This is a genomic window from Vibrio sp. 10N.222.55.B11, from assembly GCF_041473705.1.
GTDB lineage: Bacteria > Pseudomonadota > Gammaproteobacteria > Enterobacterales > Vibrionaceae > Vibrio > Vibrio crassostreae_C.
On the sequence record NZ_JBFRST010000074.1, the window covers coordinates 69,760 to 80,890 of the forward strand.

Consider the following 11,131-nt stretch of genomic DNA (forward strand, 5'->3'; position numbering starts at 1 on the left):
GGTAACGCAGTCACAACAAGCCTCACAAACCAGGACGCATTATGAAATTTAAAACGGTACGACTTGTATTAGGTGACCAACTCAACATTGAGCATTCATGGTTTCGACAGGTCAACGATGACGTTATTTACATCATTGCTGAACTCAAACAAGAAACGGATTATGTAGCCTCTCATATTCAAAAAGTGGCCGCGTTTTTCTGTGCGATGGGTTACTTCGCTAACGAACTCAAAGAACAAGGTCATCAAGTACTCCACCTTACTCTTGACGACACAACGCAATTTGAAAACCTAGACACACTTTTAAAGCACTATGTACACGAATTCGGCGCAGAGAAATTCGAATATCAAAGGCCAGATGAATATCGCCTCTTAGAGCAGATGAACAAGCTCAAGCTGACCAATGCGACCAAAGGTTGTTGTGATACAGAACACTTCCTCTTTCCATTCGAGGAGATAGAACAACAGTTTCCAAAAGACAAAAACATCATGATGGAACACTTCTATCGCCGAATGAGAAAACGTTTCGACATTTTGCTAGAAGACGGAAAGCCCGTTGGCGGAAAATGGAATTACGACGCGAACAATCGAAATAAGCTCAAGAAACAAGACATCGAAAACCTACCTCAGCCGCTGATGTTTACCAATGATATAACCGACATTTTGCAACGTATCGAACGTCACCAAGTACAAACCATTGGTCAAGTCGGTAACCAGTTACTATGGCCGGTGAACCGCGCACAAAGCTTGTCTCTACTCGCTCATTTCTGCCAAGTCTGCTTGCCGTTATTTGGGCAGTTTCAAGATGCGATGACGACAGAGCACGACTCTAAATGGAGCTTGTATCATAGCCGTATATCGTTCTCGCTGAACAGTAAACTGCTGAGCCCTAAAGAAGTGATTGATGCAGCACTGTGGGCCTACCAAGCATCCTGTCTTCGAGACAGCTCACCAGATAAGCCAAGCATCGATATTGCACAGGTCGAAGGATTTGTACGCCAAATACTGGGGTGGCGAGAGTACATACGCGCCGTCTATTGGGCAAACATGCCTGCTTACGCCAACAAAAACCATTACTCAGCACATAATAACCTGCCCCATTACTTTTGGGACGGACAAACCAATATGAATTGCATGAAGCACGCGATTGACCAGTCCCTTGAGTTTGCTTACGCGCATCACATCCAAAGGTTAATGATCACTGGCAACTTCTGCTTAATTACGGGCATAGACCCCGACCAAGTAGACAGTTGGTACCTTGGTATATACGTCGACGCGATTGAGTGGGTCGAAATGCCAAATACGCGAGGTATGGCACTGTTTGCGGATGGCGGGATCGTCGGAACCAAACCATACTCTGCCAGCGGTTCTTACATCAACCGTATGAGTGACTACTGCAAAGGCTGTCATTACCAAATTAAAGAACGCAGCGGAGAGCAATCTTGCCCTTTCAATAGCTTGTATTGGCGCTTTATGGACCAGCACCGCGATGCGTTAAACCGCAACCCACGTATGGGCATGTTATATCGCTCTTGGGACAACATGGATGAGCAATCACAACAAGCGATTCTCGATACTGCTGAACAACGAATCACAAACTTGGAGAACTTATAATGGTGGAGCAACTCAGATTACACATATTGGTGGTCGGTGGGAGCGGCGGTATTGGTTTCGCTGTGGTTAAACACCTATTATCTGAGCTCTCTCGGTTTGATTTTCTTGATGTGCATGTAGACGCGACTTACCACTCTCAACAGCCGGAACTAGAAAACAATCGCTTGAGCTGGCACAAAGTCGACGCCACCGACGAAGCTGATATTAAGCGCTTGAGTTCTGAGTTTGAACAACTTGATTGGCTGATCAACTGCGTGGGTATGCTCCACACTCCAGATCTTGGACCGGAAAAGAACTTGTCGTCCATCGACCCTGAGTTTTTCCTCAAAAACATCTCTGTGAATACCCTGCCCAGCTTGTTATTAGCAAAACACTTCACGCCGATACTTAAAGCGAGCGACAATCCAAAGTTTGCTGTGGTATCCGCAAAGGTTGGCAGTATTTCAGACAACAGATTAGGCGGTTGGTATAGCTACCGCTCATCGAAAGCAGCCCTAAATATGTTCATCAAAACCATGTCGATCGAATGGCAACGCACCATTAAGAAAGGCACCGTGTTGGCTCTGCACCCGGGCACGACAGACACAGCTCTGTCGAAGCCTTTTCAGACCAATGTCCCTGAAGGTAAGTTGTTTGAGTCAAGCTATGTCGCCCATCAGTTGGTCGATATTATTCGCACTGCCACACCGGATAACAGTGGGCACTTCTACGCTTACGATGGTGAACAGTTAAATTGGTAGTTGATACGAGTGTACGTCTTTCATTAGTGCTAAAAAAGAAAACCCAACAGAGTTGAAGCTCCATTGGGTTTTTATTTAGAAAGAACGCCTCTGTTTTAAAAGGCGTTTGGTTGATATCTAGCTAAAGATCAAAACTGATCATCACGATTATTCAGCCCAATTGAACTTAGTATCGTCAACACCTTCTTTCTCTTCTTTAGCTCGCTCGCGTCGATGTTGTTCTTCAATTCGCGCAGCGTCTATCTCTTGCATGATGGCTTCGATATCAGCCAAGTCGTCGGTTTCCGTAAACTCACCCGTCAGTTTGCTGTCTGGCTTCAAGTCGCCTTTCTCGTACAGCGCCCACATTTCCTTGGCATACTCGGTTTTTGCCAGTTCAGGAGCAAACTGAGCGTAATAGTCACGGATGTTATTGATGTCACGAGCCAGCATCCACTCAGCGTTGTTGTTAGCCGAAGCGTCAACCGCTTGTGGTAGGTCGATAATTACTGGACCGTACTCATCCACCAATACGTTGAACTCAGACAAGTCACCATGGATCAAACCAACACACAGCATTTTAACCACGTAAGTCATCATCACGGCGTGGTCTTCGATCGCTTGCTCTGCTGACATCACCACATCGTTCAAACGTGGTGCAACGTAACCCTCATCGTCAGTGACCAGCTCCATAAGCAGTACGCCATCAAAGCAACCATAAGGGACAGGCACACGAACACCCGCTTCTGCCAGTTTATATAAGGCATCCACTTCAGCACTTTGCCAAACCTTTTCTTGTTGTTCACGACCAAAGCCAGAGCCTTTTTCCATCGCTCGAGCGCGGCGGCTATTTCGGACTTTTCGGCCTTCACGATACGCGGTCGCTTTTTTGAAGCTGCGTTGGCTTATTTCCTTATATACCTTGGCACAACGGATCGTATCGCCGCAGCGCACAATGTACACCGATGCTTCTTTGCCACTCATGAGTTGGCTTGTCACCTCGTCGACTAAACCGTCGTCAACTAAAGGCTGTATTCTTTTAGGTATCTTCATGCCGCCTTTATACATCACTTATCTTACAGATAGAAATATTAACTTGAGAAATGAATGACGAAACGATTAAAGGATCATCAAAATTACGACAAAGGAAGGAAATATTGGAGTTAACGGGTTTAGATCATGAGTATTGACCTGATCTATTCAGATTATGGGACTAAGACTTATTACGACGACAACGTTCAGAACAGTAGATCACGTCATCCCAACAGCGCTGCCATTTTTTACGCCATGCGAAAGGCTTTTGGCAAACAGGACATATCTTAGTCGGTAAATGGGGTTTCTTGTGCATGGCCGTTCCCTTCTTGAAGCATCCACTTCCTGCGTTTACTAGAGATTCCCTATTACGCTCGTACCTCGCTTTAGAGAATGACGAAGGCAATACGAACAAAGCCTAGTTCTCTATGACGTTCGTTCCTGACTTTAAGGAGTGACTGCGTAGTGATTTGTGACTACTCCCGACTCCGTCATCCTCGAGAAGGAGGAACGACTGAGTCGGGGATCTGCTTCATCTAGCTCTGTTTCTATTTCTGCGCAGATAAATTTAGCAAGAACCAAAGTAACAACCTAAGCGACAACCTTGTACTGCTTCTCCATCTCACTCACACCTAAGCCAGAGTGTTTTGTCACTTTAAGCTGAACGGGCACTCGCTCTTTCAGTGCTTCAACGTGGCTAATGACACCGATCATCTTGCCTGATGCATTCAAGTTATCTAACGCGTTAAGGGCAATGTCCAATGTGTCACTATCCAACGTGCCGAAACCTTCATCTAAGAACAGAGAATCAATACTGGTTTTGTAGCTCACAAGATCAGATAGCGCTAATGCCAACGCCAAGCTCACCAAGAAGCTTTCGCCACCTGATAAAGTCTTTGTATCACGCATCACATCGCCCTGCCATGTGTCGAGCACTTGCAGTTCTAAACCATCGTCGGCTTTACGTTTAAGCTCGTAACGACCATGCAAACGTTGTAGCTGCTTGTTCGCAAGGTACACCAAGTTTTCCAATGTTAAACCTTGGGCAAACTTACGGAACTTGTCGCCGTTCTTAGAGCCAATAAGTGAGTTCAAACGAGAGATATCATCAAACTCGACTTGTTGCTCATCAATTTGCTTAAACAGATCTTGCTGATTACTGCGGTTCTGGCTATCCGTTTCAAGATTGGCAGAAATTGCGCCGATCTTGGTTGCATGGCTTTGTTGTGCGTTTTGACACTCAGTCGTCGCTTCTTCAACTTGCTGTTGGTTTTGCTCTTGCCATGCTTTCGCATTTTCGTGGTTTTGTAACTCCACTTTCGTCGTTTTGGCGGTGTTCAACCTAGCTTGTGCACTGACAATCGCTTCGTCTAAAGACTTCTTCAGGCTTTGAAGTTGAGTTCTAACCTCTTCATCCAACAACGCTACTTCAAAATCAGCCTCACCTTCGAATGGGCTAGTTTTCAGCGCTTCTGACCAAGCATTCGACGCTTGTGTGTAGCTAGATTGCTTACTGACCAACTCGTCCGAGAAACCAGTGTGTTTGGTTTGCTCGGTTCGATGTTCCAGCTCGCAGCGGTTAAGCACCAACTGAGCGGCATCAAATGCATTTACCGCTTCAGTGACTTTTTGCTTCATCGCATTGCTGGTGGCTTGAATGTCTTTATCACCAAACAATTCTGTTCTTTCAGCCGTTACACGAGTGAGCTCTAACACAAAAGACTCACTCTGTTGCGTCAGTGTCGCGAGCTCTTTCTCAACACTGCTTAGCTTGTCGTCTAACGTTTTCAATTCGGCATTTTGAGTAATCAGTTGCTTCTCAATATCGGCCTGTTGCTGTTTGGTTTGCTGCCATGTGCTTGATGCTTGCGATTTCGCAGTAAACCAATCATCGATATGCTCAAGTTCAGGTGCTTCGATAGAAGTTTGAACAATGCTCTCTTTCAAAGCGTTCCATTGCTGGCCTTTCGCTTGAGCTATTTGAGTCACTTGCTCGTTTGCGACTTGGTTTTGCTTATTCAAATCAGCTAAGCGTTGCTCGGCCAACTCGAGATTAGACTGCGCCTTGTCAGCCATAACACTTACAGACAGGCGTTGTTTCTCAGCTTCAGCGTAATGCGCTTTAGCATCACCCAACGCTTTGAGCTGCTGCGCGCTCTGACTTAGTTGAAGTTCACACTGCTGAGCAAAGGTCGCGACTGTAGCTTCATTGCCTAAATCGTTAATCGTTAGCAGTGCCAGTTCAGGAGCCGTGCCAACGAAATCCGATAAGCTCTGTTGAAGCTTGCCGATTACACCTTGCCAATTCAATTGAGCTTGTTGAATATCTGCTTGCGCACGTTGGATGTCATCGTTAAGCGCCGCAATCATTGGGGCCAGAGAATCTAATTGCTGACGATGCTCTTGGCCTTCTTTTTTGATGGCCGTTAACTCTAGGTTTTCCGTTTCTTTTTGAGCAACCAAATTTGCAATATCTTGCGACTGCTCAATCGAATGGTCTGTTGAACCACACAGCGGGCACTCAGAGCCTGATTCTAGAGCTGCACGGTATTTCGCCAACTCGCCTTCTTGATCAATCAAACGCGTTAATCGCTCAAGCGAAGTCTCTTTCTCTTTATATCGCTCCACCAACACTTCACGTTCTTTCGAAAGCTTGTCGACCAATTGGGTGTTGGTTTGATGTGCCTGAGTTTTTGCGTGCAGCTGTTGCTGGGCATTTAGGAAACCACGGTTGATCTCAAGTAATGAGTGCGTATTGCGATTCCAGTACTCCAACAGATCTTTTTGCGCATTCAATACTTGTTCGCTGATGTTGCCTTGCAATGCTTCCCGCTGTTGCTTTGCACTACTCTCTAGCACAACCAATTCACTTAAAGTTTTGTCTTGCGTTGCTTTAGCTTCTTGCGCAGATTTGATGATCGTTTGCTGTGCATCAACCGCACACAAAGCTTGCTTCGCTGAGTTTAGTTGTTCTGCATGTTGACGCTCTAAAGTACGAACTTGCTCAACTTTGGCTTGCCATTGACCTAGGTATTTTTCCAGATGTTGGTCAGCTTGATGTGTATTTAAATACTCAGTACTGAGTTGATCTTGTTGCTTCAGTGCATCTATTTTTTGGACTAACACGACCTGTTGATTGCGCTGCTGCGTATGTTGCTCGTTTAGCGTATTCGCTGCATTAACGGCCGCAGTTTGCTTATCTTTGAGTACGGCGATTTGGTTATCTAGCGGACGAACCTGCTCAATGATCTTCTCTTGATCTTGTTGCTCGGCTTTTACCTGTTCGACAATCGCACTGCTTTGCGTCAGTTTTGTTTGCGCGTCTTGCTTCTCTGCATCACGAACGGCAAGTAACTTAGTGCTGTTATCTAAATGAGCTTGAGTAGTGTTCACCTCTAGTTCGCAACGCTTTAAATCTTTGTGCATTGGGCGCAGCTTTTCAGCTGGTGCACTGTTTGCCAAACGCTCTAGCGCAGGTTGGTTACGGTCTAGTTCATCTTGAGCTGTTTTAAGATCGTGCTCACTGGTCGCGATAGTTTGCTCAGCTTTAGTCACGTCTTTCCACCAGCTAAGATGCGCTTGCCACTCTTTTAACTGCTCAGACAAACGCTTCTGCTCGGCTTCTAACGTTTCTCGTTCTGCGGTTAGCTCTTGGATTTGCTCTTCAGAGAGTAAGCTCACACCTTCTGCTTTCGCTTTAAGGTGATTAAGCGACTCTTCACTCGACTTGAAATGATCGTAGATGCGCTCAGAGATCAGGCTATAGACTTCTGTGCCCGTCAGCTCTTCAAGTAGCTCGGCACGGTCGTTAGCATTGGCGTTTAAGAACGCTGCAAACTCACCCTGAGACAACATGATGGATTTAGTGAAGCGCGAGAAATCGAGGCCCGTGACCTGCTCCACCAACTTGATCTTCTTAGTGAGCATGGTCTCTAAGACTTTGTCGGTGTCGGCATCTGCAAATTCACAGGTCGGCGTTTGCAATGCGCCATCGTGTTTTCCACGCGCTCGCTTTTGGTGGAAATTAGATCGGTACGTTTTACCTTGAACTTCAAATTCCAGTTCAGCAAAACACTCGCCCGTACCACGAGTCATTAATTCATTATTACCTTTAGCAATGCTTTTCAAACGCGGTGTGCGATGGAAAAGTGCCAAGCAAATCGCATCAAGAATGGTGGTTTTACCCGCCCCAGTTGGACCAGTAATTGCGAACAGACCGTTTTCTGCAAACGGCGATTGGGTAAAATCGAGCTTCCAGCGCCCTTTCAAAGAGTTCAGGTTTTCAAATTCTAGGCTTAAAATCTTCATACGATTACTCTTCTACTTTATTGGGCGCTTGAGCGCTTTCAGACACTTCGACCATCACTTGTTTGAACTTCACCGTCATGCGCTCTAAACGCGCTTTTTCAGAATCGGTTTCAAACTCTTCTAAGGCAATACGCTTCGTAAACACGTCCATCGGGCTCAGTTCAGATAAGGTCTCTGCCGACTCTTGCTCTAATGCTTGATTACGACGCTCTCTTGCTCGGCGCAGTTGAAGTACTTCCACATTCAATCCTTCGGTCAGTGCGCGCATACGTTCTTGTAGATCCGACAAGTAATCTTGCGCTTGCACTTCTATCGATAACCATACGCTTTGGTCGCTATCTAAACCTATGTATTGGTTAAGCTGAGATTCGATCTCGCTCAAGTCGCCTTTGATTTCAGCTAGAGGTTGGAATGTGGGAACAGGCAGTTGAGAAATGGTGCGCTCACCTTCAACAAACTCAACCACACACACTTGTTTTTGAGACTTAAGTTCATCAAAACTTAGTGGGATTGGAGAGCCTGAATAACGAATGTATTCACGCTTTGCCACCACTTGTGGGCGATGGATATGACCAAGTGCGATATAGTCTGCGTCTGGGAAGCCATCAGCGGCGAAACCATCAAGGTTGCCGACATAGATATCACGCACAGAATCCGATTGTTGGACACCCATCGCCGTTAAATGACCGGTAGCGATAATCGGCATGTGCTCGCTGTTTACAAACGTCGCGCGCTTAGCAACCGCCGCATCATAAACACTTTGATAATGCTGTTTGATTGCATCGCCGAGTTGCTTCTGACGCTCAACGCCAGTGACACCCGCCTGGCTCATCAACACATCGCGAGGGCGAATAAAAGGAATGGCACAAACCAGCGCTTCTACATCGCCGTTCTTGCCTTTTAGTTCGACAACCTGAGTCGCATGATCTTCATTGGTGTTCGGAATTACGTCTGCGCCCATGTACTTCAGTAATTGCTGTGTCTCCTTCAACACAGACACCGAGTCATGGTTACCACCTAATAACACCAATTGGCAACCGATCTTGTTCGAATCGACCACAAACTTGTTATACATCTCACGAGCGTAACTCGGCGGTGTACTGGTATCGAAAATGTCGCCAGCAACAATGATCGCGTCGATGTCGTGCTCTGTAACTTGCTCAAGTAACCATTGTAAAAACCGTTCATGTTCATTCTTGCGGCTTTTATTGTAGAAGTTTTGGCCAAGGTGCCAATCGGACGTGTGAAGAATCTTCATTGCTGCTCACTGGAAGTCTGTAATACCTTTAATCTACCAAAATAGTCGAGATAATTCCCTTTTATAAGCTTGTGAAAACCAACTAATTTCAGGCTTTGGACCAACTCCGCCCATAGCGTGACCAATCGTTATTTTTGACATAAAAAAACCGCTCAACGTTAGAGCGGTTTTAGGTGTCCATAGCTTTAGCTTTAAGCTATTTCACAGAGGTCGTCAAAAATTGTACGAAGCGCCCAGAGTTACTGTGCTAAACGCTACATCACGGCTTGCCAGTCTATTACCATTCGGGCCGAAGAATTCGATATTTACTGCATCTGCTTGTGAGATTAAACGTAAGGTTAGGCTTTCTACTGGCGTGTATTCAACACCTATACCAAAATGGAAGCCTAATTACGCGCAGCTAGACAATCAAAGATATTGCAATAGATGCCATGATCACGCCAACGACAAATTCCAACACCTTCCACGCTCTCGGGTTCTTAAACATTGGAGCCAAGAAGCGAGCGCCATATCCAAGTGAAAAGAAGAACACGAATGACGCCGATACCGCCCCAGCGCCAAACAACATTTGATCCGGTTGATATTGAGTTGAGATAGACCCCAGCAATACCACAGTATCCAAATACACATGCGGGTTAAGCCAAGTGAACGCCAAACACATCGCAATCGCTTTGGTTAATGAGTCTTTAGTTTCTGCCGTGGCTTCTAAGGCGTGGTTTTCGGTAAATGCTGATCGGAAGCTTAAGAATGAATAGACACCCAAAAAGATAGCGCCACCATAACGGGCGAACTGCTCTATTTGTGGGAACTGCTTAACGATTGCGCCAAAGCCCGTCACGCCAAAGCTAATCAGTAAGGCGTCGGAAATGGCACATACAGCACAAACTGCCAATACGTGTTGGTTCTTAAGCCCTTGCTTTAAAACAAACGCATTTTGAGAGCCAATCGCAAGAATCAGCGAAAGGCCAAGGGAGAAACCTGCAAAGCAAGTCGACATCTAAGGCTAGCCTCTTAACGCAACTCAATACGCATAAACTGGCTGTGCGGATCCAACACATAATCAGCAAAGGGTTCACAGTATCCGAAGCCAAACTTTTCATACAGGTTACGCGCAGCCTTAAAGTAGTCTTCTGAGCCGGTCTCTAAACTGATTGTTTGATACTGGCGGGCGATTGCTGTATCCAATACGTGCTGTAAAAGTTGGCTCGCAACACCTGACTTTCGAGCAAACTGTGAGGTTCTCATCGATTTGAGTTCAGCGTGTTGGGTATTTAGCTCTTTAATGGCAACACACCCAAGTAGTTGGCTGTCTTTCCAAGCACTGAAAAAAGTAATCTCTGGTGACTTGAGCCCATCTAGATCCAGTGCATGAACGCTTTCGGCTGGCGAAGTGGCGTACATATCAGCGAGGTGCTCTTCAAGTAATTCAATGACTTCCCCACCCGACAAGTCATCCACCTTAATTTCTATTGAAGCACTGCTTTCCAATGCTGTTCTATTTTCCATTGAACCCTGTGCATTTATTGCTGATGTCATTGTTTCAACTCTCCTTGTTTAGTTCGCTTATTTAGCTTGAGTGATTTGGTTTTTATCAACAGCCCACTTTCCTGAATTGTTTCCTTTTCAAGAACTCGGTTTGAATCAGTAAAATTACTGATTAATCATAAAATTATAAATGTCACACTGGGTTTACCTAGATACCATATTTTTCCTATCTCGTCTCGTGATAAAAGCGTTCCGCAAAGCCCGTATGGTCGCTGCATTGAGGGAGCAACACCTGTTTTAGTTAACGAATAAGTAGTCAGGGCAAAGTGAATAGCGATGACACGCGTACTGATGTTGTTGGCAGCTTAAACATCCCTTTAAACGGTCTCATTTAAAACGACCATAAGTTAGAAAATAAAACGCTTTCATTGATCGAATATTTGATTGCGATTTTCCAATTTCGGTATATGATGCGCCACCCTAATTTTTCAGCTTATGCTGCAGGCAAATATGTCCGCCAACGCACTCTATACCGACCTATCCGGTTACTATGATTTAATGTGTGTAGATATTGACTACCAAGCGCAAAGTAACTGCGTACGTAGACTCCATCAAATCTTTGGAAATGAAGGAAAAACACACCTCGACTTAGCTTGTGGCACTGGCCCACACGTTCGTCATTTTATTGATTTCGGTTGGCGTTGTTGATCAAATCA

General features: G+C 45.5%; 8 protein-coding genes and 2 pseudogenes. 3 read left to right on the forward strand and 7 right to left on the reverse strand.

All coding sequences use genetic code 11. The annotated features are described in order from the left end of the window. Positions 1 to 41 precede the first annotated feature (41 nt). Positions 42 to 1,613, forward strand: a complete 1,572-nt coding sequence (locus AB4503_RS23130) for a cryptochrome/photolyase family protein (RefSeq protein ID WP_372115780.1) — start codon at positions 42 to 44, stop codon at positions 1,611 to 1,613. Beyond that, the gene (locus AB4503_RS23135; RefSeq protein ID WP_065583629.1) at positions 1,613 to 2,353 is read left to right on the forward strand and encodes an SDR family oxidoreductase; all 741 of its coding nucleotides are present in this window, start codon (positions 1,613 to 1,615) and stop codon (positions 2,351 to 2,353) included. The genes AB4503_RS23130 and AB4503_RS23135 overlap by 1 nt, the downstream gene beginning before the upstream one ends. A 147-nt stretch (positions 2,354 to 2,500) precedes the next feature. Here the strand turns inward: AB4503_RS23135 and AB4503_RS23140 are convergent, their stop codons facing one another. The 7 genes and pseudogenes from AB4503_RS23140 to AB4503_RS23170 form a co-directional block, all read right to left on the reverse strand. Beyond that, positions 2,501 to 3,385, reverse strand: a complete 885-nt coding sequence (locus AB4503_RS23140) for a PA4780 family RIO1-like protein kinase (protein ID WP_029235559.1) — start codon at positions 3,383 to 3,385, stop codon at positions 2,501 to 2,503. 160 nt (positions 3,386 to 3,545) lie between these two features. Continuing rightward, entirely contained in the window at positions 3,546 to 3,680 is a 135-nt protein-coding gene (locus AB4503_RS23145) for a DUF2256 domain-containing protein (protein WP_081324519.1), read from the reverse strand. Between the two features lie 275 nt (positions 3,681 to 3,955). After that, on the reverse strand, positions 3,956 to 7,672 hold the full coding sequence (locus AB4503_RS23150; RefSeq protein ID WP_372115781.1) for an AAA family ATPase: 3,717 nt from the start codon (positions 7,670 to 7,672) through the stop codon (positions 3,956 to 3,958). Between the two features lie 4 nt (positions 7,673 to 7,676). Continuing rightward, positions 7,677 to 8,930: an exonuclease subunit SbcD gene (sbcD, locus tag AB4503_RS23155; protein ID WP_017063974.1), complete on the reverse strand. Its 1,254-nt coding sequence runs from the start codon at positions 8,928 to 8,930 to the stop codon at positions 7,677 to 7,679. A gap of 213 nt (positions 8,931 to 9,143) precedes the next feature. After that, positions 9,144 to 9,317 (reverse strand): annotated as a pseudogene (locus AB4503_RS23160) (porin family protein); the annotation flags it as partial. Positions 9,318 to 9,330: 13 nt separating this feature from the next. Beyond that, the gene (locus AB4503_RS23165; protein ID WP_372115782.1) at positions 9,331 to 9,927 is read right to left on the reverse strand and encodes a LysE/ArgO family amino acid transporter; all 597 of its coding nucleotides are present in this window, start codon (positions 9,925 to 9,927) and stop codon (positions 9,331 to 9,333) included. Positions 9,928 to 9,941: 14 nt separating this feature from the next. After that, positions 9,942 to 10,466 carry a GNAT family N-acetyltransferase gene (locus AB4503_RS23170; RefSeq protein ID WP_372115783.1) on the reverse strand — a complete coding sequence of 175 codons (525 nt, stop codon included), beginning with the start codon at positions 10,464 to 10,466 and terminating at the stop codon, positions 9,942 to 9,944. A gap of 459 nt (positions 10,467 to 10,925) precedes the next feature. Between AB4503_RS23170 and AB4503_RS23175 the strand changes: the two are divergent. Then, positions 10,926 to 11,117, forward strand: a pseudogene (locus AB4503_RS23175) (SAM-dependent methyltransferase); the annotation flags it as partial. Positions 11,118 to 11,131: the final 14 nt, after the last annotated feature.

Coding starts and splice junctions, on each gene's coding strand:
- AB4503_RS23145 (WP_081324519.1), bottom strand. CDS start 3,680: ATGCACAAGAAACCCCATTTACCGACTAAGATATGTCCTGTTTGCCAA.
- AB4503_RS23140 (WP_029235559.1), bottom strand. CDS start 3,385: ATGAAGATACCTAAAAGAATACAGCCTTTAGTTGACGACGGTTTAGTC.
- AB4503_RS23150 (WP_372115781.1), bottom strand. CDS start 7,672: ATGAAGATTTTAAGCCTAGAATTTGAAAACCTGAACTCTTTGAAAGGG.
- AB4503_RS23135 (WP_065583629.1), top strand. CDS start 1,613: ATGGTGGAGCAACTCAGATTACACATATTGGTGGTCGGTGGGAGCGGC.
- AB4503_RS23170 (WP_372115783.1), bottom strand. CDS start 10,466: ATGACATCAGCAATAAATGCACAGGGTTCAATGGAAAATAGAACAGCA.
- sbcD (WP_017063974.1), bottom strand. CDS start 8,930: ATGAAGATTCTTCACACGTCCGATTGGCACCTTGGCCAAAACTTCTAC.
- AB4503_RS23165 (WP_372115782.1), bottom strand. CDS start 9,927: ATGTCGACTTGCTTTGCAGGTTTCTCCCTTGGCCTTTCGCTGATTCTT.
- AB4503_RS23130 (WP_372115780.1), top strand. CDS start 42: ATGAAATTTAAAACGGTACGACTTGTATTAGGTGACCAACTCAACATT.